Raw genomic sequence first — 21,969 nt, forward strand, 5'->3', positions numbered from 1 at the left:
ATTAAACTTCTACCTTACTTTGAATTGCTTTTGATAATGATAAAATATCAACATTTTCTAAACTAACACCAGTTGGAACTCCCTGTGCTATTTTACTAAATCTTATATCTCTATTTTTTAGTTTATCTTCAATATATAAGATAAATGCATCATTTGCAATTGAAGGAGTTATAGCAAATAGAATAGTTTCTACTTCATTTTCATCAACAAACTGTGTTAATCTATCAATAGCATCTTGATCTAATTCTTCAATTACGAAATATTTTCCATCAAATTGTTTTGAATCTTCAATAATAAAAATATCCTTAGCACTTTGTACTATGCACATTTTTGTATTATCTCTTGAATCGTCTAAACAAACTTCACATATTTCATGTTCACTCATAGAACCACATTTAACACACTTAGTGATATTTTTTAACGCATTTTCAATACTATGAGCAATTTTTATTCCACAATAATTATCATTCATAACAATATGATATGCCAGTCTTAAAGCAGATTTTTTACCAATTGTTGGTAAAGATTCAAATGCTTCAACTAAATCATAAAATTTTTCTAGGCCTTTTTTCATGGCAGGATTATATCTAAAAGTATCTAAAACTAATTCATTCAATTTTTAGATACTTTTAGATAAAATCGCGACTTAAATATAACTATATAGGAGTTAATAATTGACTGAAATAGATTATTATGAATTATTAGAAGTAAGCAAAGATGCTGAACAAGGTACAATTAAAAAAGCTTATAGAAAAATGGCTATGAAGTATCATCCTGATAAAAACCCAGGGGATAATGAAGCTGAAGAGAGATTTAAAGCAGTTAACGAAGCATATCAAGTATTAAGTGATCAAGAAAAAAGAGCAATTTATGATAGACATGGAAAGGCTGGTCTTGAAGGTCATGGTCAACAAAGAGGTGGTTTCTCTGGTGGATTTGATGACTTAGGTTCAGTATTTGAAGAAATGTTTGGTTCTGCTTTTGGTGGTGGAGGAAGAAATTCTAGAAGACAAAGAAAATCATACAATTATAACTTAGATGTAGTAATTGAAGTAAAATTAGAATTTAATGAAGCTATTTTTGGTTGTAATAAAAATATAAAATATAAATATAAAACAGCTTGTAAATCTTGTAAAGGTACAGGAGCAAAAGATGGTAAATTATCAACTTGTCCAACATGTGGTGGACAAGGTCAAGTTCATGCAAGACAAGGATTTATGACATTTGCCCAAACATGTCCAACATGTCAAGGTTCAGGTCAAGCTGCTAGTTCACCTTGTAAATCTTGTAATGGAACAGGTTATGACGAAGTAAAAGATAATTTTAAAGTAGATATTCCTGAAGGTGTAAATGATGGAATGAGAATTAGAGTATCTAATAAAGGTAATATTGCACCAGATGGAACAAGAGGTGATTTATACTTAGAAGTTTCAGTAAAAGAAGATTCTCATTTTGTAAGACATGATGATGATATTTATTATGAAGCTCCTATTTTCTTTACTCAAGTTGCACTTGGTGGGAAAATTAAAATTCCTGGATTAAGAGGTGAATTAGAACTTGATATCCCTGTTGGAGTAAAAGATAAACAACAACTTACATTTAAAAATGAAGGTGTAAAATCTGTTCAAGGATATGGGAAAGGTAATCTAATAGTACAAATTAAAATTGAATATCCTAAAAAGATAAATGAAGAACAAAAAGAATTACTTGAAAAATTACAAGAAAGTTTTGGAATAGAGAGTAAACCACATGAAAAAAGTTTTGAAAATATGTTTGACAAAGTTAAAAAGTGGTTTTCATAATATAATTTTTATATATAAAAGATAGTTATATTACTGTAAAAATTATTTAACTAAAGTATTAAGATAAAAATAAACTTTTATCTTAATACTATTTTGTAATTTTTCTACTATAAATATCTATTTCTTTGTATTTATACACTAATTCTTGATACTTTAATGCATAATCATTATATAAATTGGAACTAATCATAATAAATCCTTTTTATTGATTATACACAATCTGTTTTTTTTGATAATACTTTTAAAACAGCACAAGAAAAACCTGCTTGTTTTCTAGCTTCAAAATTTAAATCCATTTTTCTTTTTGTAGAACCAGGGAAAACATCTTCAATAATTTCTAAATATGTTGAATCATAAGGTACATTTTCTAAATCACAAGCATATTTGTACCAAACATCACCTTTTGTTACATGGTCAACTTCCTCTTCTAAAATTATTTCTAAAACTTTTAATATTTTTCTATTAAAAGGATCATTATTAGATTTTAATTTTTGCATAATTTTTGGATTTTGGTCTAAACCATTTGCTTCTAAATATCTAGGAACTGCCGCCATTCTTCGTAAAAATGTTGGTGTAGCTTGTAAGGCTTCAAATAAATTTTTATGTACAGGAAAATCTCCATACTTACCATTTAATTCTTTTAATAATTCTTCTAACATTAAAAAATGTCTAATTTCATCCGAAGCAACACTTAACCAATCTTCATAATATTTTTTTGGCATATTTTTAAATCTCACAGCTGCATCAAGTGCTAAATCAATTGCAGAATATTCAATATGTAAAATAGTATGTATTAAATATCTTTTACCCTCTTCTGTATTAAAGTTTTTAATTTTTGGTAACATTGTTGGTTTAACAATTTCTAAAAAAGATACATATGACGGTTCTTTTAACTCATATGGTTCATATGAATCATTAAACTCAAAATCATTATTTAAAAACTTCTCATAAAACTTATTAAACTTTTCTATTTTATTTTTAGGTTCACTTGCTAATAAAATTTCTTCAAGTGTAAAAAAATAATCCATTCATAACCTCTTTCTTGATATAATTACCCAATTTTAGCGAACTAAGGTTTAAAATGGATATAAAAGTACAACCAATGGGTGATTATCAAACAAATTGTTATGTCGTAACAATAGATAATAAAGATTTAATAATTGATCCAGGTGTAGATGCATTAAGATGGATAAAAACACAAGTTACTAATCCAATTGCAATATTAAATACGCATGGACATTTTGATCATGTTTGGTCAAATGCAGAAGTTAAAAAAACTTATGATATAAAAATATACACACCTAAAGATGATAACTTTATGTTAGAAAAAGATCCATATGGACTAGGTATGCCACCATCATGTGCTGATGTGCTAGTAGAACACGATGAAGAGATTGAGATTCAAGGAATCAAAATAAAATTCCATTATTTTCCAGGTCATACTCCAGGATGTTCAGCAATTCAAATAGGTAAGCATTTATTTACAGGTGATTTTATATTTAAAGGCACAATTGGAAGATTTGATTTTCCTTATTCTAATGCATCTTCAATGAAAGAAAGTATTAAAAAAATTTTGACATGGAATGATGATTTCCATATCTATCCAGGACATGGAGATAAAACAACATTAAAAAGCGAAATTCATACATTAAAACAGTGGGAATCTTGCATATAAAAGGGTTTAGTTTGGATAGAACTTGTGAAAATATTATTAAAAAGAATGAAGAGTTAAAGTTATTAAATACTTTAAATCATATTTACTTATCTATATTTAATCATTTAAAAAAAGAATATAATATAAGCCAATTAGAAATATTATTAAAAACTATAGATAAAACTAATTCTCTTTTTAAATCAGAAGATATTATTACTGATAAATATTTAACTAATTTAAAATATATAGAAAATGATAGTACTCAAATATATTTTTTAATTTATTCTAAAACTTCTGAAGATAATGAACTGATTAGTAAAAATTTACCGAAATTAAAACTCTCATTAGAATTCTTTTCGTCAACTTTATATAATAAATATCTAGAAAAATCAATTCATGAATTATCCATTGTAGATTCACTAACTGGTGCATTTAATAGGTCTTATTTAGATGCTTATATTGATAATATACTTAATATATCAAATAGAGAACAAAAAAAAGTTGGTTTTCTAAAAATTGGTATTGATCAATTTAAAGCCGTAGTTGATGAATTTGATTATGCAATTGCAGATAAAGTATTAATTGAGTTAACAAATACATTAAAACAGAGTATACGAATATCAGATATTGTTATTAAAATGTCTGAAGATGAATTTTTAGTTATTTTACTAAATGTTATTAATGAGAATAATGCTACAATAGTCTCAGAGAAATTAATTAATAATTTTTCCAAAAGAAAAGTTTTAGTTAATAAAAGTTTAAAACATACACTCAAAAAAACAATTTGTATAGGTATGTCTATATATCCTGATGATGCAACAAATATTGATGATGCAATTAAAAGAGCAGATATTGCTTTATATGAAGCAAGAAATATGGGAAGAAATAGACATTATAAATATAGTGAAGAGAGTATAAATTCAATAGATTTCTTTTAGGCGGTAATTTTGAAAAATAAGATTTTAGAGTTAATTAAATCATCTGGAAATGAGAAAAAAGATTTTGATGCTTTAACTAGTATATTTAGTCTGTATGAACAATTACAATACGCTACAAATATACATCAAATTGCAGAAGATTTATATGCTTGGTTAAATAAAGAGTTTAATATTGATAATGTTGTTTTTGCATTATTTGATATTAATACAAATTCTAAAGAAGAAATCTTAGTCAAAGGTGATGATTTTTACTTAGATGATGATTTTTCTAGTTTTTTTATAATTAACACACATACAAATTTAAACGCAACAATATCTTTTAGTACAACATCAAATGTACACTATCAGGTTATACAATCAAAATATTCAATAATTGAAGCTGCTTTTTTTCTAATTTCTCCAATAATCCAAAATGGAATTACAAAAAAGAACTTTATAGAATCTTCATCTTTAGATTCTGTAACAAAAGTTTATAATAGAAATTATTTAATAAAGAACTTAACTAAACATCTTAATCTTAGTAAAAATAAAGAGAGTGAAATCTATTTTTTAATGATTGGAGTTGATCACTTTAAAGCTGTTATAGACGAGTTTGATTATGATACTGGTGATAAAATATTAATAGAGTTAGCAAAAGTAATTCACTCTAATATTAATGAATTTGATATGGTTGCAAGATTAAATGCAGATGAATTTCTTGTTACAATTTTAAGTAACTCTTCTGAATTTGAAGCTACACAAACTGCAAAAAGAATTATAAATGAGTTTTCAAAGAAAAAAATATTAGTTAATGAACAAACATGCCAAACACTATTAAAAACCGCGTGTATTGGATTTGAAACTTTAGATGTAGATGAGACTAGTGGTAGTATTACAGACTCTATAAAGAATGCCGATATTGCATTATATGAAGCAAAGAATGCTGGTAGAAGTCAGTTATTCAAGTTTCGTGATTTAAAAGATGAAGATACAATAGATTTATTTTAAATCTATTGTATCTTTCTAGCTTTCATATAAACTCTTTTAGGAGCTGGATAACCTTCAATTGTTTTTGTGTTATCATTTGGGTCCAAAAAGTCTTCTAAACTTTGATCAAAAGACCAAGGTGTTTTTCTTTGTTCTTCACTAGATGTTACAGTTGTAGCAATTACTTCAATATTTTCAAACCCTGCTCTACTTAGCCAGTTTGTTAAAGCTGAAATTGTTGGTATAAAATAGATATTTGGTATTTTTGAATATCTTTTATTTGGAGTTAAACAAATTTCATCTTCACCATCAATCATAAAAGTATCAATTAAAATTTCACCTTTAGAATTTAAACCACGTGCAAGTGATTTTAAAGTTCCAACAGGATCTGCTCTATGATATAAAACACCTAACATAAATATAAAATCAAATTTATGATTATAAAACTCTAAGTGTTCAACACCTAACATTTCATATGTAATATCAGATTTTACAAAATGATTAACAAACTCAAATTGATGTAATGTCAAAGGTGCCGGATCAAAACCAATTAATTTTTTTGGTTTATCTTCAAGCATTCTAAACATATAATATCCATTATTACAGCCAATATCTGCAACAACTTTATCTTTTAAATCAAAATGAGGACGTATTAAATTATATTTAATATTACTTTGCCACTCACTATCAATCTCTAATCCAAATAAATTAAAAGGTCCTTTTCTCCAAGGAATTAGTCTTTTTGCTGTTTCTTCTAATAATTTAAACTCTTCATCATTTAAATCTTCTCTTTTCCCAACACTAAACCAATCACCATAATCAAGACATAAATTGTCCTTATTAATTTTTTCTGAAACTTCTTGAATCTTAGTATACCAAGGTTCTACGTTTTTCCAAGCTCTACAATCGTCTTTCTTTTTTTGTAATGTTATTAAATCCATAGCGTGATTATACATACTTTTACATAAAACATTGTCTTAATTCAATTAGAAATAAACTCTTCTTTAGTTATAATCACATCTTTCAACGCTTATGTATTATATATGCTATAAACATTGAGTAATATACACAATACTTATTTCTTGTTAACCATAAGTTAATTACTTATGCATATAATTAGAAGAATATTTTTAAAAAGGATTTTTATTGAAAGTTTTTAATGTCTTATTTTCCTTCAAGACAACACTAATTTTACTTGCTATATTAGCAATTGGAGCTGGAGTAGCCACATTTATTGAAAATGATTTTGGTACATCTACAGCTAGGGTTTTAGTTTATAACAATATTTGGTATGAAACTATACTAGTACTAACTACTGTTAATTTAGCAGCAATTATATATAAATTTAAAATGTGGAAAAATACTCCAAGATTTTTATTTCATTCAGCTTTTGTAATTATACTTATCGGTGCTGGTGTTACACGATATGCAGGGTATGAAGGTATTATGCAAATTAAAGAAGGTACAACTGAAAATAGAATGACATCTTTAGACCCATATTTACAAATTACAATTAAAGATGGTGATAAAACATATTATAAAGAATACAAAAAAGAATTTACTACATTAATGAAATCAATTAATGAGTTTAAACATACCATCTCATATGGAGATAAAAAAGTTGACGTAACGTATAAAAACTATATGTTAGCTAAAAAAGGTACTGCGAAAATGGGTCTATTAACAGTTGATGTAACTGCTAATGGTGAAACAAAAGAGATTAAATTGCCAGGTCGTCGAAGTCAAAAAGGACTTAAAAGAGATTTACAATTTGGAGATACAACAGTTTCTTTAGAATATGGTTCTAAAATACTTTTATTACCTTTTGCAATTAAACTAAATGACTTCCAACTTGATAGATATCCAGGAAGTATGGCTCCATCATCATATGCTTCTGAAGTTACAGTATTAGAAAAAGATAATACTGCTTATAATTATAGGATTTTTATGAATAGAACACTACATCAAGGTAACTTTTTATTTTTCCAAAGTTCATATTTTCCTGATGAAACAGGAACAGTATTATCAGTAAATAATGACCCTGGGAAATGGCCTACATATTTCGGATATTTTCTTTTAACATTAGGTCTTTTATTAAACTTCTTTGATAAAAAGTCAAGATTTGCGAAACTAACAAAATTTTTAGCATCTAAAAATATTGCATCTCTTACTATTGCATGTTTATTAGCATTTGCAAGTACAAGTGCAAATGCAGCAGATACCAATACACAGTTTCAAGAAAAAGCTAAAAGTACTGTTGAATATTTAAAAACATTTAAAGAAAACTCAGATGTTACAGCTAAGAAATTTGCAAGATTAGTAACACAAAGTTCTACAGGAAGAATGAAACCTATTTCTTCATTAAATAGAGAAATCATATTAAAAGTAAGTGGTAAAAAATCATTATTTGGAATGAATGCTGACCAAATTGTTCTTGGTATTTTATCTCGTCCTGAAGTATGGCGTGATTTAAAAATTATTAAAATCAAAACTCCAAAACTTAAAAAATATTTAGGAATTGATCCATCAAGAAAGCTTATTGCTTTTTCAGAAGTATTTAAAGATGGTAATTATATTTTAGCAAAAGAAGCAGAAAAAGCCTCATTATCTAAAGTTGATGAAAGAGGTACGTACGAAAAAGATATTATTAAACTAGATGAAAAATTAAATATCGTTTATTCAGTATTTAATGGAAGTTTATTTAATATTTTTCCTAAAGTAGTTCCAACTTCAGATACAAAAGAAAATAATAAATGGTACACACCAATGGATGCGATGAATGGCTTTGAAGGTAAAAACAAACTTGCTGTTGAACAAATGACAAGAGGTTTTATAAATGCAGTAATTCAAAGTAACTGGACTGAAGCAGATAAATATATTTCATTAATATCAACATATCAAGAAAAAGTTGGAGCAGAAGTTACTTTAAGTCAAACACAAATTGATAATGAAATTATGTTTAACGAAATAGATATCTTCCCAAAAGTTATGATTGCTTATCTTATTTTAGGTATTTTTATATTAATAGCAGCATTTATCGTAGTATTTAATCCTACAATAAAACCTAAAAAAACAACATTCTTTTTCTTTGTAATCTTAGCTATTATTTTTGCTATACATACATTTGGAATGGGATTTAGATGGATTATTTCAGGTCATGCTCCATGGTCAGATACATATGAAACATTATTATATATTTCATGGTCAGCAGTTTTTGCAGGTGTTATGTTCTTTAGAAAACATTTATTAGCATTAAGTGCAGCTGTTATTGTTGCTGGTATATTTATGTTTACAGCTCATTTAACAGGAATTGATCCTCAAATTACAAACCTTGTTCCTGTATTAAAATCATACTGGTTAACTATTCACGTATCAATTTTAACAGCGTCTTATGGATTCTTTGCACTTGGAGCTGTTTTAGGTTATATGACATTAATTATGTTTATATTTAGAAAAAATCGACCTCATGTTGATGATACGATCAAACATATAAATGCGATTAATGAATTAGCCTTAATTATTGGACTTGCAGCTATTACTATAGGAAACTTCCTTGGTGGTATTTGGGCAAATGAATCTTGGGGTAGATACTGGGGATGGGATCCAAAAGAAACTTGGGCTTATGTATCAATTGTAATGTATGCAATAGTTGTTCACTTAAGATTTATTAAATCTTTAGCAACACCATTTGTATTTGCAGTTGCTTCATTATTAACATTCTCTTCAATTTTAATGACATACTTTGGAGTTAACTTCTATTTAGCAGGAATGCACTCATATGCAACAGGTGATCCTGTTCCAATTCCTACATGGGTTTATTACCTTGTAACATTAGTATTTGTTACAATTGCATTAGCTTATAAAAATAGAGATTTAAAACCACAAATATCACAAGAGGAAAATATGAGAAATAAGAAGTAATTCTTATTTCCACCTCTTAATACTTTACTTTATCCTTTAATCTTTTTTGATATAATCAGAAAAAATTAAAGGACACTTTTTGAGCCAAATAATAAATATATTTAAAGAAATCACTTCAATTCCTAGATGTTCAGGAACTCACACACCATTTATAAACTATATGAAAGAAATATCTTCAAAAGCTGGATTTATCTGTCTAACAGATTCACATAATAATATTTTAGTAAAAAAGCAAAACTCAAAAGCAAAACTAGCTTTTCAATCACACTATGATATTGTTTGTTTAAGTGATAATTGTGTTCCAGTTATTGTAGAAAATGGCGATATTATATCTGCACAAAACTCAACACTTGGGAGTGATAATGGAATTGGTTGTTCTTATATGATACAACTAATCTTAGATGGAGTTGATGGAGAATTCCTTTTTACATCTGATGAAGAAATAGGACTAATTGGTACAAATAATTTAGACATAGAAATCAAAGCTCCTTATATGTTAAATCTTGATAGTGAAGAAGAAGCAGGAATTTGTATTGGTTGTGCAGGTGGCGTTGATATTTTTGCTACAAATTCAAATAAAAAAATTATTGTAAATGATGAAAATCTTGATTTATATGAAATAAGTATTTCAAAACTCCAAGGTGGACACTCAGGAGTTGATATTGATAAAAATATACCAAATGCAATAAAACTAATAGCAAAAACAATAAAAGAAGCAAATGCAAAACTATTAGATATAAATGGGGGGGAGAGAATAAACTCTATTCCAGTAAAAGTAAAAGCAATAGTTGCATCAAAAACTACACCAATTGCATCTCATGAAAATATGACAATAGAAAAAATAGATACAAAAAGTGAACACTTAAATATATTTGATGATAAAATTATTGACTTTTTATATAACTTTGAAAATGGCGTTAGATCTTTAAATGTGGAGTTAGGAGTTGTTCAAAATTCTATAAATCTAGCAATTATCTCAACAAATCAAGATAATATAAAAATCGAATTATCAGCAAGATCAATGGCGAATGATGAATTAGCAAATTTAAAAGATGAAACAATAAAAATGCTAGAAGCACATAACTTTACAGTTACAACAGATGGAAAATATCCAGCATGGAAGCCAGATGTAAATGAGTTTACAAATAAAGTATTAGAAATATACAAAGAAGTAAATCCAAAAGCATCACTTGAAGCAATTCATGCAGGATTAGAGTGTGCAATTTTTAAAGATAAATATCCACATATAAAAGTAGCTTCAATTGGACCAACAATTGATTTTCCACATTCAAAGAAAGAACAAGTTTCAATAAAATCTGTTGAGCATGTTTTTGAAGTTGTTCAAAAGATAGTTAAAGAGATTTGCTAATATTTTAGCATCTCTTTTACCACCAAGTTACAAAAAATCTTTCAATAACCGTTTCGCCATTTATTATTTCTTTTGACCAAATAAGTGGTGAAGCTTTTATATTTGCAAAAAATTCTATTTCTTTTTTTGCTTCATCATAACTTTTCCAGTTTTCATTTGATTTAGGGTCACTTAACCAATCAAATCTATGAGGAACAAATAAAGACATTTGTTTAAATGAATCATCTTCCATAAACTGCTTAAAACTTAAATAATATCCACTTATACAAGAGTTATTTACAAGGGTAAGTTTTTCATCTCTTAAATGCCTAGGAAGAAAGATATTACCTTTAAAAAGAATCTTTTGCTCAATATTATCTAAATCAATATCATCTAAATACAGTTTTGTTTCTTCTTTAAAAAGCAAAGGGAATTGTTTATTTTTAAGTTTTTGTAACTTTAATAACAATGTATCACTTCTATTTGGACCTATATATCTATCAATCTCATTTTCAAAGCTATCATCATAAACATAAAACTTATACTGCATCTCAATATGAATATATTTTTCTTTTTTTTTATCAAAAAGAATAAAATCTATTTCGCCAAATGTGTGTTTATTATGAATAATTTGTTTATTTTTTATTATTCTTTCATATCTAGAAGATTGTTGAATAATCTCATCAAAAAAGAACTCTACCCTCTTCCCTAATGGAAGTTGTTGAAGTATTTGAATATTATTAATATTAAAACTATCAATATTTATATTTTCTATTTCAAATATTTCTAAATCATAAAATGTGTCTTCAAATAAAGATGGAGTTTGGCAAAAGCCTTTGAATTGGTTGTGCATTGGAGTATCTATTTTAAACACCTTTTATATTTCAATTTTAAGAATAGTATAACATAAAATATTATATAAAAACTATACAAAAAACTCTAAATTAATTAACTATGATGTAGAATATGAAAAAATTTAAATAGGTCGAAAATGAAAAACAAAGTTATTTCTTATCAAGGTATACAAGGTGCTTATTCTCATCTTGCTTATAAACATGTGTTTCCAAGCTCTCTTGCAATTGCTTGTGAAACTTTTCAAGATGCAATGGAATTAGTTGAAAATGGTAAAGCCGATTTTGCAATGATACCTATTGAAAACTCATCTGCTGGTAGAGTTGAAGAGATATATAGATTGATTCCTAAAATGAAGTTACATATTCTAGATGAACATTTTGAACCTGTAAATCATTGTCTTCTTGCTTTAAAAGGAAGTACAATAAAAGATATAAAAAATGTATCATCTCATCCTCAAGCACTTGCTCAATGTAGTAAAAAACTAAATAATTACCATTTTCATACAATCGCAAAATTTGATACAGCAGGAGCTGCGCAAGAATTAGTAGAACAAAATGATAAAACACACGCAGCAGTAGCCTCTGCTTTAGCTGCAGAACTTTATGATTTAGAAATATTAGATGATGATTTTGGAGATTTTAAAGGTAATACTACTAGATTTTTGATTCTCTCAAAAGAAACAAGTATTCCAAAAAAAGATAAAAATACTTCATATATCACATCATTAGTTTTTAACGTAAGAAATATACCATCAGCATTATACAAAGCCTTAGGTGGATTTGCTACAAATGGAATAAACTTAATTAAATTAGAAAGTTATTCAATGGCAGGAAGTATGAAAGCAAGTCAATTTCATGTAGATATAGATGCACATATAGAAGAAAAAAATCTACAACTAGCACTAGAAGAATTACACTTTTTTGCCAATGAAGTTAAAGTTTTAGGTGTTTATAAAAGAAATAGTTATCGTGATGTTATGAAAGATTTATCTTAATCTAATAAGAATATTGAAAGTATTCAATATTCTTATATTTTATTTAAAATCAAATATTTCATATTGTAAAATTTGATTTTCTTCTAAATATTTTTTTGCACTATCATCTATTACATAATTTGAAGTGATAAATTTTAATTTAATTCGTTTATCTAACAAATTATTATCATTTACATATACAGTACAATTACCTATAAATTCTTTTAAATGTGTATGTTTTATTTTGTACTTACTATTTTCTTTCCAATTTTTACATTGTATTAAGATTAACTCTTCATCTTTTGTACATACAATGTCAATTCCCTTATCCTTTTTACCTCTTTTTATTCCATTTAAAATAGTTTTATATCCATCTAATTTAAAGTGGTTTGCTACAAATTCTTCAAATTTCTTGCCTTTTTCTTTTTGTTCCTTCATTCTCAATGAATAAGCTTTCTTTTGTTCAAGAGTGTATTCTTTTTTTACTTTACCTGATGGCTTTTTTTTTATTTCTTCACTTTTTTTTACATTTTCTTTTTCTTTAGATTTCTTTATTTCAGCAGTAAAATTAAAATTTTCTTTCTTTAGATTTATTTCTCTATCTTTTAACTCAAGTTCTTTCTCTTTTAAAGCTAATTCTTTCTCTTTTAGTTCAATCTCTTTATTTTTATTACTAAATATATTTTTAATTGTTGAAAACATTTTAATCCTTTTCCCATATCTTTACATAATTTATAATATCATTTTTACTTTTACAAGAACTATAGTTCAGAGAAATAAATTAAATGTTTTATGTAATAATAAGCTTATTATTACAATATATGTAGATAAAATGTTAGCATATTTAAGAAGAAATATTTATTGATGAATTAGACTTAGTTTTAGTTAAGAACCCTACTCTCTAGAGTTCTTAACTTTATTAATCTCATTTGTATATTTATACACCATAAAATCAAACATTTTAGTATTTTGATTTTTTTGAAAGAAAAAAAACATTTCTATTAATCTAACTGACATTCTAAAAAATCCTGTAAAAGGTACCATATATGTAAGCATTGTAGAATATGTTCTATATGGATAATAGTTATCTAGCTTTTCTTTTAGTTCTTTTAAAACTAGGCTTTCTTCTTGTAGTGTGCTTCTATCTTGTGTTGATATAACTTTTATTGCTAAAAGAAAGTTTATTACAAACATTAGGGCATTTAAATTCCATCCAATTATACATATATCTAAGTAAGTCATTTATTCTCCATTTTTTAATTGATGAAATTATATCAAATTGTTTTTGATATAATTTGAAAAATATAACAAAATGGAAAATTATGAACTTTAATGGATTTAAAAAAGAAGGTATTAACTTCTTAAAAGAGCTTGAAATGAACAATACAAAAGTTTGGTTTGAAAATAATCGACATATTTGGGAAGAGCATATTTTAAGACCAAATGTTGCTTTTGTAGAAGAAATGGGTGAAACACTAGAAATGCTAGTCCCGACTATAAAAGCCAAACCTAAGGTATCGGGTTCATTATTTAAAATATATAGAGATACGAGATTTTCAAAAGATAAAACACCAATGAAAGATAAAATTGGAATTTTATTTTGGCAAGGTCAAGCACATAGAATGCAAAGTTCTAGCTATTATCTTTTTTATGATGTAAATCAATACTTTATTGCAACAGGAATTAGAACATTTAAACCACCATTATTAAAAGCTTATAGAAAATATATCCAAAATAAAACAAATGCAAGAAACTTACATAATATTCTAGAAGATATAAAGAAAAAAGGTTATCAACTTCCAGAACCTAAATACAAAAGATTGCCTCAAGGTTTTGATAAAGATAATGAATATGCTTATCTTTCAAAATATAATGCAATTTTTGGTTTTCAGACATATAAGTTAGACGAGACTTTTTATAGTGAAAAAATCATTGATAAAGCTTTTAATGTATTTCAAGATATGGATAGTTTGAGAGAATGGTTATATGAGCTTACTTTAACAGTTGAAGATTAGGAACAAATTAGTATAATAAATTTTTAAAGGAAAGCTATGAAATTAATTGAAGAAAATATTACACAAACTTTAGAAGAGATTTATTTAATTGAAACATTAAACTTAGATAATAAAACAATTTTAGAACTAGGATGTGGAAGTGCATCAATGACAAAACAATTAGCTATGAATGGTTCAAATAGAAAAATAATCGCTTGTGAAGTTGATGAAGAACAACATAAAAAGAACTTAAACCTAGATATTGAAAATATTGAATTTAAATTAAATGGTGCTCAAAATATTGAACTAGAAGATAAGAGTGTTGATATGATTTTTATGTTTAAATCATTTCATCATATTCCATACGATTTAATGAAAAAAGCATTAAGTGAAATAAAAAGAGTTTTGAAACCAAATGGTTTAGCTTATATTTCTGAACCACTTTTTAAAGGTGGACAAAATGAATTAATTGCAATGTTTCATAATGAACAACAAGTTAGAATTGATGCATTTGAACATATTAAAGAAGCAGTTGAAGAAGAGCAATTTAAACTTTTTAGAGAAATATTTTTTCAAACAGAACTCATATATGAAGACTTTGAAGATTTTAAAACTCGTCAAATGAATTTATCATACAATGACAATAATATTACAAAAGAATTAGAAGAAGAGATCAAAAACAAATTCAATAGTTTTAATGATGGAAAAAAAACTTCATTTATGAAACCTTTTAGAGTTGATATTCTACAAAATATATAAAAATACATATTAAATAAGAGATAAAATGACAAACAACGAATACATTACAAAAATAGAAAAACTTATAAAATGGGCGCATGCTTATTATGTTGAAGATAATCCAAGTGCAAGTGATGAAGAATATGATTTATTAAGTAGAGAATGTCTAGCATACGAACAAACTAATCCAAAACTTTCTCATCCAAACTCACCAAATAAAAGAGTTGGAGGATTTGTATTAGAAGGATTTAAAAAAGCAAAACACCTAAGCAGAATGTGGTCGCAAGAAGATGTATTTAACACAAAAGAATTAGAAGATTGGATTAATAGAGCAAAAAAAGTTAGTACCAATTTAGAGTTTTATTGTGAACCTAAATTTGATGGGGCTTCTTTAAATCTTATTTATGAAAATGGTTTATTAAAACAAGCTATTACAAGAGGTGATGGAAGTGTTGGTGAAGATATTACAAACAATGTAAAAACAATACACTCTATTCCACTTCAAATAAAAGAAAAATCTCTATTAGAAATTAGAGGTGAAATTGTTATTAAAAAAGCAGACTTTGAAAAAATAAATCAAGATAGACTAAAAAACAATGAACAACTATTCGCGAACCCTAGAAATGCAGCAGCTGGAAGTTTAAGACAGCTTGATCCTAGTATTACAGCAAAAAGAAAACTATTTTTTAATGTTTGGGGTGTTGGAGAAAATAGTTTAGAATTTGATAAAAATAGCGAAATGATGGAATATATCTATTCTTTAGGTTTTGCAAATCCACCAATGACAACAAAAACAAAAACAGTAGAAGGTATTGAAAAACTTTATCACGAAATTATTGCAGCTAGAAATAGTGTAGAAATGATGCTAGATGGAATGGTAATAAAAATTGATGATTTAGGAATTCAAGAAGAGTTAGGAAATACAGTTAAATTTCCTAGATATTCTTGTGCTTATAAATTTCCAGCAGTTGAAAAAACTACAAAAATAGTAAATATTATCCAACAAGTAGGACGAACAGGAGTTATAACACCAGTTGCGGTTGTAGAACCAACTTTGATAGATGGATCAACAGTTGAGCGAGCTAGTTTACATAATTATGATGAAATTGCAAGACTTGATTTAAGAATCAATGATGAGGTTATTATCATAAAAAGTGGAGATATTATTCCAAAAATTACAAAAGTCTTTACAGATAGACGTGATGGAACTCAAAAAGAAATACAAAGACCAACAAAATGTCCAAGATGTTCATCTCAACTACTTGATGAAGGAACTCTAATAAAATGCCAAAACCTTGATTGTCCAAGTATTGTAGCAAATTCTATAATCTATTTTGCAAGTAAAAATTGTATGAATATAGATGGTTTGGGTATTAAAATTGTTGAACAACTTGTTCGTGAAAAAAAGATATATGATATTTTAGATTTATATTCATTAGACTATGAAAAACTACAAGACCTCGAAGGATTTAAAGAGAAAAAAATCAATAATCTTTTAAATTCAATTGAAAATACAAAAGGAACAACACTTCATAGAGTGATAAACGCTTTAGGAATTGAACATATTGGAGAAGTTGCTTCAAAACAAATATGCTTAGAGTTTGGACTTAATGTTATAAATATTGATTTAGATTCATTAGTTGCACTTGATGGTATTGGTGAACAAATGGCAAAATCTTTTACAGAATTTATGAGAATTAATAATGAGTTAGTTCTAAAACTACTTGATATAATTAAACCAGAAGTTGAAGAAAAAATAGAAATTGAAGAAAATAATTTTAAAGATAAAACAATAGTTTTAACAGGAACTATGAGTGTAAGTCGTGGAATTATAAAAAAACAACTTGAGGCACTTGGTGCAAAAGTTGGTTCATCTGTCTCTAAAAAAACTGACTATTTAATCTATGGTGAAGATGCAGGAAGTAAGTATACGAAAGCTATTGATTTAAAAGTTACAACTCTAAATGAAGAGGAAATGAACTCAATGATTAAATAAATATGTTACTTTTTTATATAGTTCTATAAACAATAGCAAAAATTTATAAAATTGCTATGTTTTTGATACGCTTTTGTTTTATAATAGGTCAAATTTTAAATATATATAGAAATAAGGCAATTAAAAAATGAGTGAAGATATAAAAAGAGAAAAATCGTTAACTATGACAATGTTAATGACACCTGATAAAGCAAACTTTTCTGGTAAAAATGTGCATGGTGGTGAAATATTAAAAATGCTTGACCATGTTGCATATGCTTGTGCAGCAAGATATACAGGATTATACGCAGTTACATTATCAGTTGATATGGTATTATTTGAAAATCCTATTAAAATTGGTTCATTAGTTACATTTCATGCATCTGTAAACTATACAGGTAGAACTTCAATGGAAATTGGTATTAAAGTAATTTCAGAAGATATTAAAGATCATACTATCAAAAATACAAATGTATGTTATTTTACAATGATTGCTGTTGATGAAGAAGGTAAACCAACACCTGTTCCTAAATTAGCTCTTGTAACAGAAGATGATAAAAGAAGATATGAAGATGCAATTAGAAGAAGAGAATCTAGAATGATTGCAAGAAACCAAAAAAATAGTTAATTTTTTCTAATTATTTCATTAAAAAAAAGGGGGATGAATTAAATCATCCCCCTTTTTTTATATCTAAGATAAATAATATATTAAGATTTCTTTTGCTCAATATATTCTTCATAACTTCCTTTGAAATCTAAAATAGTTCCATCATTTTGAATTTCAATAATTCTATTTGCATAAACATCTAATAATTCCCTATCATGTGATACACAAATAACAGAACCAGGATATGAAAGTAAACCTTCTCCTAATGCAATAATAGCTTCTAAATCAAGATGATTCGTAGGCTCATCTAAAACCATAAAATTTGGTTGTTCTAACATAATTTTAGAAAGCATCATTCTATGTTTTTCACCACCTGAACAAGATTTAACAGATTTTTCTTGCTCAGTTCCATTAAATAGCATTCTTCCAAGACAATTTCTAATTTCAGAAATATCAGCATCTCTATCAAAACCTCTTAACCAATCATATAAAGTCATATCACCAGCAATTAAATCTGTTGCATTTTGTGGGAAATATCCATTTTGAATAGTAGCCCCCCAATGTACAATTCCTGAATCTGGTTTAATATTTTCAACAATTATTTCACACATTGTAGTTTTACCAATACCATTTGGTCCAATTAATGCAATTTTATCATCTTTTTCAACAGTAAAAGAAATATCATTTAATACTACTTTCCCATCAAATGATTTTGTAATATTCTTAAGGCTTAATAACTCTTTACCAACTTCTCTTTTTTGTTTAAAGATAATTGATGGATCACGTCTTGAAGAAACTTGAATTGAACCAACGTCTAATTTATCAAGTTGTTTTTGTCTAGAAGTTGCTTGTCTAGCTTTTGATGCATTTGCAGAGAATCTAGCAATGAATTTTTCAAGTTCTTCTTTTTCTTTAAGTTTTTTATTAACATCTGTTTCATTTTGTTTTGCAATTAATGTAGAAGCGATATACCAATCATCATAAGTTCCTGAGAACTCTCTAATTTGTTTATAATCAACATCTAAAATATTTGTACAAACAGCATTTAAAAAGTGTCTATCATGAGAAATAACAACCATAGTACCATCATGATGTTGTAATTGGTTTTCTAACCAACCAATAGTAGCAATATCAAGATTATTCGTAGGCTCATCTAAAAATAAAACATCTGGTCTTGGATATAAAACTTGAGCAAGTAAAACTTTAAATTTATCTCCACCTGTAAGAGTAGACATTAAATCACTTTGTTGAGAAGCAGGGAAACCTAAATCTTCAAGGATTTTAGTAATTTTCACATCATATTCGTAAGTTGGATCTTCTTCACAACATACCATTTCTAGTTCACCTAGTCTATCACCAATAGCATCTGTATACTCTTCTAAATAAAGTTTTTCTTTTTCTTTAATAGCATCATATAATCTTTTATTTCCTAAAAGTACAGTATCGAAAATTGAATACTCTTCATATGCAAATTGATTTTGTCCTAAAGTCCCAACTTTTTTACCATTTTGAACTTGAACTTCACCTTCTGTTGCATCTTCAACACCTGACAAGATTTTTAAAAAAGTTGTTTTACCAGCACCATTTGCACCAATAAGACCATATCTTTTCCCTGAATCTAATTTTATATTTATATCTTGAAATAAAACTCTTGAACCAAAAGCTTTTTTAAGGTTTACAGTTTGAACCATATTATATTATTCTCCCTATTTGTATTCTTTTCTAATTATGTCGCGATTATATCCAAAAAGAATTATTATAAAGTTAAAGCTCACTTTCAAATGCTAATGTTATTAAATCTTCTTCTGTTAACTCTTTTTTCACTTTTTTCTTAGGTGGATTCTTAATTCTTAACACTTTTTCTTTTAAATCATTTAAATGATATTTAGTTAGATTTAGGATTAATGTATCATTGATTTTTTCTTTTTTTAATGTACCATTTCTAATCATTTTAGTAATAGCTCTACTTAAATTAATTTTAGTATTCTCAAATTTTTGTTCTTCATCAGTCAAAGATATAAATGCCTTATCTAAATAGGCCATTACAGCACTTCCTGGATATTTATACGTAACTACAGATTTATAAATATATTTTTGAGATTTTATAGTTTTTAATTCTATACCTGTAAAAACAGCTCCAAATACTGTTTTTAAACCTTCCAAATCGTCAAGAGGATTATGTGAACATATATAGTCTTCTTTTACAATTGAAGGCGAATATTTTAAAGAAGATATATTGTTTTTTAAAACAATAAAACTACCTCCAACTTCTTTAGGAGATCCTTTTAGAGAAGATATTTCATTATTAAAACAATGAAAATTACCACTAACTTTTGAAGGTGAACCTTCTAATGATATAAGTTCATTATTACTAATATCAAAATTTCCATCTACATTATTAAATTTAAGAGGAAGTTTCAATAAATTATCTAATTTATTGGATAATCTAACATCTTCATTTACATCAACTGAATGGTCTTTTAGAATAGAAAAGTTAGTTATTCCATGTTTTCTTAACCATCTATTAATATCATCAATATTTGATAATTCAACAAGAGGTTTATAAATATGATTGACTACTTCATTACCTTTATATCTCCATACATTCTGTGCTTCATCTCGTGAACATGTTACATGATTTAATCTTATATCAGTAATTAAATCCCAACCAATTTCATCTGCAATATTTTCTAAGTCTCTTAATTTATTACCATTACAAATATAATCATGTCCTACAGTAATAGGTCCTCCTGCTAATTCTTCTAAAAGGTTAGTAGAACAGTCAAAAGAAGTTTCAACATATTTTGACCCACCTTTTAATGTACTAATTTTATTATTCGAACAATTAAAATATCCCTTTACTGTACGAGGACTTCCTTTTATTGATGTAAGTTGATTTCCATTACAATCAAAAGATCCATAAACTTCTTTTGGACAATAAGATAGAGAATTTAATCTATTATTTGAACAATCAAAATCACCTACTTTATAAGGTCCTCCTATAAGAGATTCTAAATCATTAAAAGAACAATTAAAATCTTTTAATACACTTTCAGGAGAGCCTTCTAAGGATTCTAAAGAATTATTACTTATATCAAAATATCCATCTACTTTTTTAAATTTTATAGGTAATTTCTTACTCTTTAATTTTCCATTTAAATTTACACTACCAAAAACAGTAACATACAAATCATCTGTTATTATGTAATTATTTATTGAAAACTTATTTAACCATTCCTCAATTTCGGGAACACTCTTCATATTTTACCTTTAATGAACTATTATTTTTAGCATTCTATCATCTTATTTCTTATAGCTTTTTACAAAAAGTCGATTCATTTAAATTTAAGTAAGCAGAAGATAGAATTTGACCGTTATATACTTAAGTATATAAGGAGTAAATATGGAATTTGTATCATCATTAACACTGTTAAATGCTAAAACACCTTTTTTATTAGAAAAAAGAATTTTATTATTAAAAGCAATTTTAGAATATGGATCAATAAGTAAGGCAGCAAAAAGTGTACCAATGAGTTATAAAAGTGCATGGGATGCTATTAATAGTATTAATAATCTTTGCTCACAAGTTGTTGTTACAAAAGAAACAGGTGGAATTGGTGGTGGTGGGGCAAGTGTTACAGAATATGGAAAAAACTTGATTAAAAGTTATTCTATTTTACAAAAAGAACATGAAAAGTTTTTAGAAAAACTTACAAAAATCACTGATTTTAATTCAGGTAATTTAAAATCATTACAAAGGTTTAGCATGCAAATAAGTGCAAGAAATCAATTATTAGCAAGAATTGAAGAGATTAATATTGATAAGGTAAATGCAAATATTATTTTAAGAACAAAAAGTAATAAAAGATTAGTTTCTTCAATTTCAAGAAATTCTGTTGATAACTTATTACTCGAAGTAGGAAAAGAAGTTATCGCAGTTTTCAAATCAAATAATGTAATGATTGCAACAAATGAATTAAAAGGTTTTAGTGCAAGAAATAAAATAAAAGGACATATCACTAAACTAACTTTTAGTGAAGTTAATTGTGAAGTTAATGTCTTAGTAAATGATGCAGATGTAATAACTTCTGTAATCACAAGTGAATCAGCAAAACAGTTGGATCTTAAAATAGATCAAGAAATATATGCAATTATAAAATCTTCTGATATTATGATTGGTAACTAATTAAAGGTATTT

20 protein-coding genes are annotated in these 21,969 nt (G+C 26.5%); 12 read left to right on the forward strand and 8 right to left on the reverse strand.

Annotation, left to right across the window (positions count from 1 at the left end; genetic code table 11):
* Position 1: 1 nt before the first annotated feature.
* On the reverse strand, positions 2 to 574 hold the full coding sequence (recR, locus tag D9T19_RS02860; RefSeq protein ID WP_121627104.1) for a recombination mediator RecR: 573 nt from the start codon (positions 572 to 574) through the stop codon (positions 2 to 4).
* Positions 575 to 674: 100 nt separating this feature from the next.
* Between recR and dnaJ the strand changes: the two genes are divergently transcribed.
* Positions 675 to 1,802, forward strand: coding sequence for a molecular chaperone DnaJ (gene dnaJ / locus D9T19_RS02865; protein ID WP_121626708.1), 1,128 nt, complete (start codon positions 675 to 677; stop codon positions 1,800 to 1,802).
* A gap of 209 nt (positions 1,803 to 2,011) precedes the next feature.
* Here dnaJ and D9T19_RS02870 read toward each other — a convergent pair whose 3' ends face one another.
* Positions 2,012 to 2,830 (reverse strand): ferritin-like domain-containing protein, encoded by an 819-nt coding sequence (locus D9T19_RS02870; RefSeq protein WP_121626709.1) that lies wholly within the window; start codon positions 2,828 to 2,830, stop codon positions 2,012 to 2,014.
* 53 nt (positions 2,831 to 2,883) lie between these two features.
* Here D9T19_RS02870 and D9T19_RS02875 point away from each other — a divergent pair, with 53 nt between their 5' ends.
* Genes D9T19_RS02875 through D9T19_RS02885 form a run of 3 tightly spaced genes read left to right on the forward strand, consistent with a single transcriptional unit; the run spans position 2,884 to position 5,381 of the window.
* The gene (locus D9T19_RS02875) at positions 2,884 to 3,477 is read left to right on the forward strand and encodes an MBL fold metallo-hydrolase (RefSeq protein WP_121626710.1); all 594 of its coding nucleotides are present in this window, start codon (positions 2,884 to 2,886) and stop codon (positions 3,475 to 3,477) included.
* Between the two features lie 11 nt (positions 3,478 to 3,488).
* Entirely contained in the window at positions 3,489 to 4,394 is a 906-nt protein-coding gene (locus D9T19_RS02880) for a GGDEF domain-containing protein (RefSeq protein ID WP_121626711.1), read from the forward strand.
* Positions 4,395 to 4,403: 9 nt separating this feature from the next.
* A complete protein-coding gene (locus D9T19_RS02885; RefSeq protein WP_121626712.1) occupies positions 4,404 to 5,381 on the forward strand; it encodes a GGDEF domain-containing protein in 978 nt (325 codons plus the stop codon).
* Positions 5,382 to 5,383: 2 nt separating this feature from the next.
* Here D9T19_RS02885 and cmoB read toward each other — a convergent pair whose 3' ends face one another.
* Complete coding sequence (cmoB, locus tag D9T19_RS02890) at positions 5,384 to 6,316, reverse strand: tRNA 5-methoxyuridine(34)/uridine 5-oxyacetic acid(34) synthase CmoB (protein ID WP_121626713.1); 933 nt, start codon at positions 6,314 to 6,316, stop codon at positions 5,384 to 5,386.
* A gap of 190 nt (positions 6,317 to 6,506) precedes the next feature.
* Between cmoB and ccsA the strand changes: the two genes are divergently transcribed.
* Positions 6,507 to 9,281: a cytochrome c biogenesis protein CcsA gene (gene ccsA, locus D9T19_RS02895; protein WP_121626714.1), complete on the forward strand. Its 2,775-nt coding sequence runs from the start codon at positions 6,507 to 6,509 to the stop codon at positions 9,279 to 9,281.
* A gap of 79 nt (positions 9,282 to 9,360) precedes the next feature.
* Positions 9,361 to 10,650, forward strand: a complete 1,290-nt coding sequence (locus D9T19_RS02900; RefSeq protein ID WP_121626715.1) for a zinc-binding metallopeptidase family protein — start codon at positions 9,361 to 9,363, stop codon at positions 10,648 to 10,650.
* A gap of 16 nt (positions 10,651 to 10,666) precedes the next feature.
* Here D9T19_RS02900 and D9T19_RS02905 read toward each other — a convergent pair whose 3' ends face one another.
* Positions 10,667 to 11,503 (reverse strand): DUF1853 family protein, encoded by an 837-nt coding sequence (locus D9T19_RS02905; RefSeq protein WP_162984529.1) that lies wholly within the window; start codon positions 11,501 to 11,503, stop codon positions 10,667 to 10,669.
* Positions 11,504 to 11,620: 117 nt separating this feature from the next.
* Between D9T19_RS02905 and D9T19_RS02910 the strand changes: the two genes are divergently transcribed.
* Positions 11,621 to 12,478: a prephenate dehydratase gene (locus tag D9T19_RS02910; RefSeq protein ID WP_121626717.1), complete on the forward strand. Its 858-nt coding sequence runs from the start codon at positions 11,621 to 11,623 to the stop codon at positions 12,476 to 12,478.
* Between the two features lie 39 nt (positions 12,479 to 12,517).
* Here the strand turns inward: D9T19_RS02910 and D9T19_RS02915 are convergent, their stop codons facing one another.
* Both D9T19_RS02915 and D9T19_RS02920 read right to left on the reverse strand, forming a co-directional pair.
* Positions 12,518 to 13,159: a restriction endonuclease gene (locus D9T19_RS02915; protein WP_121626718.1), complete on the reverse strand. Its 642-nt coding sequence runs from the start codon at positions 13,157 to 13,159 to the stop codon at positions 12,518 to 12,520.
* Positions 13,160 to 13,351: 192 nt separating this feature from the next.
* Complete coding sequence (locus tag D9T19_RS02920; RefSeq protein WP_121626719.1) at positions 13,352 to 13,699, reverse strand: hypothetical protein; 348 nt, start codon at positions 13,697 to 13,699, stop codon at positions 13,352 to 13,354.
* 80 nt (positions 13,700 to 13,779) lie between these two features.
* Here D9T19_RS02920 and D9T19_RS02925 point away from each other — a divergent pair, with 80 nt between their 5' ends.
* From D9T19_RS02925 to D9T19_RS02940, 4 genes are all read left to right on the forward strand, one after another.
* The gene (locus D9T19_RS02925; protein WP_121626720.1) at positions 13,780 to 14,472 is read left to right on the forward strand and encodes a TIGR02453 family protein; all 693 of its coding nucleotides are present in this window, start codon (positions 13,780 to 13,782) and stop codon (positions 14,470 to 14,472) included.
* A 36-nt stretch (positions 14,473 to 14,508) separates the two neighbouring features.
* Positions 14,509 to 15,210: a class I SAM-dependent methyltransferase gene (locus D9T19_RS02930; RefSeq protein ID WP_121626721.1), complete on the forward strand. Its 702-nt coding sequence runs from the start codon at positions 14,509 to 14,511 to the stop codon at positions 15,208 to 15,210.
* A 25-nt stretch (positions 15,211 to 15,235) separates the two neighbouring features.
* On the forward strand, positions 15,236 to 17,185 hold the full coding sequence (ligA, locus tag D9T19_RS02935) for an NAD-dependent DNA ligase LigA (RefSeq protein ID WP_121626722.1): 1,950 nt from the start codon (positions 15,236 to 15,238) through the stop codon (positions 17,183 to 17,185).
* Positions 17,186 to 17,312: 127 nt separating this feature from the next.
* A complete protein-coding gene (locus D9T19_RS02940) occupies positions 17,313 to 17,792 on the forward strand; it encodes an acyl-CoA thioesterase (RefSeq protein ID WP_121626723.1) in 480 nt (159 codons plus the stop codon).
* A gap of 80 nt (positions 17,793 to 17,872) precedes the next feature.
* On the opposite strand, the gene D9T19_RS02945 is transcribed toward D9T19_RS02940, so the two are convergent.
* Together D9T19_RS02945 and D9T19_RS02950 are read right to left on the reverse strand one after the other, a co-directional pair.
* A complete protein-coding gene (locus tag D9T19_RS02945) occupies positions 17,873 to 19,462 on the reverse strand; it encodes an ABC-F family ATP-binding cassette domain-containing protein (protein ID WP_121626724.1) in 1,590 nt (529 codons plus the stop codon).
* A gap of 73 nt (positions 19,463 to 19,535) precedes the next feature.
* Positions 19,536 to 21,032 (reverse strand): hypothetical protein, encoded by a 1,497-nt coding sequence (locus tag D9T19_RS02950; protein ID WP_121626725.1) that lies wholly within the window; start codon positions 21,030 to 21,032, stop codon positions 19,536 to 19,538.
* Between the two features lie 142 nt (positions 21,033 to 21,174).
* Here D9T19_RS02950 and D9T19_RS02955 point away from each other — a divergent pair, with 142 nt between their 5' ends.
* Positions 21,175 to 21,957, forward strand: a complete 783-nt coding sequence (locus D9T19_RS02955) for a TOBE domain-containing protein (protein WP_121626726.1) — start codon at positions 21,175 to 21,177, stop codon at positions 21,955 to 21,957.
* The last annotated feature ends 12 nt before the right edge of the window (positions 21,958 to 21,969 follow it).

This window comes from Poseidonibacter antarcticus, from assembly GCF_003667345.1.
Lineage (GTDB): Bacteria > Campylobacterota > Campylobacteria > Campylobacterales > Arcobacteraceae > Poseidonibacter > Poseidonibacter antarcticus.